The 1,124-nt window shown below is 66.6% G+C and carries 1 protein-coding gene; it reads right to left on the bottom strand.

Translation table 11 applies throughout. From position 1 onward, the window contains the following. Positions 1-1,068, bottom strand: a 1,068-nt coding sequence (locus ABZ858_RS37155) for an IS701 family transposase (RefSeq protein ID WP_361389446.1), incomplete at its 3' end; no start/stop codon positions are given. Positions 1,069-1,124 lie beyond the last annotated feature (56 nt).

Below are 1,124 nucleotides of genomic sequence, written 5' to 3'. Positions count from 1 at the left end.
GAGGGTCATGTGGCGATGCCAGCCGGGATAGCGGCGGACCTGGTAGTCGTCCAGGCCGCACTCCTGCTTCGCCGTCTGGAAGCACTCCTCAACAGCCCATCGACTGGCCGCGATGCGGATCAGTTCATCGAGCGTGGTGTCGGCGGGGCAGTAGGCGATGTAGTAGGAGATCTCCTCGGGCCGGATGACATTGCGGCGGGCGATCACCCAGTGCCGGCGGTCCTCGCGGTGCCAGGGACGTACCTCGACGCGGGCCCAGTCGTAGATCCGCTGTCCGTGGGCGCCCTGGCCGCAGGAGCGGCGTTTCCACTTCTGCCGGGGCAGGCTGGGGAACAGGTCGTGGACGGGGTGGTCGATCGACCAGCGGGTGACGACGGTGTCGTGCCTGGTGGTGGCCATGACGTGGAAGACGTCCGCCTGCTCGAGTTCGAATCGCCAGCCCTTGCTGAAGCCGTAGGCGGCATCCGCCGTCACCCAGCCGAACGGGATCCGGGCCGTGATCGCCTTCCGGACCATCGCCTTGGCCATGGCCACCTTGGTCTCGAAGGGGACGCCGTCGTCGATGCCTGCCCGGCGGCAGCGTTCCCGGTCGTCCGTCCACGAGGTGGGCAGATACAAGCGGCGGTCGATCAAAGTCCGGCCCCGATCGGTGGCATAGGCGAGGAAGACACCGATCTGGCAGTTCTCGGTGCGTCCGGCGGTGCCGGAGTACTGCCGCTGGACGCCGGCCGAACGGACACCCTTCTTCAGGAATCCGGTGTCATCGACGATCAGGACGGCGTCCCGGCCGCCGAGGTTCTCGACGACGTAGTCACGCACGTCGTCCAGGACCTCGTCCGCGTCCCACTCAATCCGGTTCAGCATCCGCTGGATACGGTCCGGGCCGTCATGACCGGCTTCCTCGGCCAGCGTCCAGCCGTTCTTGCGCTGCAACGGAGCGATAAGCCCACGCATATAGGCCAGAGCGGACTCCCGCGGCTCCGACCGGCTGAAACGGTGCACGAACCGCTCGTGCACCGCCTTCAGTTCACCCGCCCACACACGCACATCCGCAAGGTCCCCACCCATGACCAGACCAACGACCGAACTGGCCAGCAGTCACGGTAGACACCGTTGCAGTACTA

It is taken from the genome of Streptomyces sp. NPDC047017, from assembly GCF_040644175.1.
Taxonomy (GTDB): Bacteria; Actinomycetota; Actinomycetes; order Streptomycetales; family Streptomycetaceae; genus Streptomyces.
This window is presented reverse-complemented; position numbering and strand designations above follow the sequence as displayed.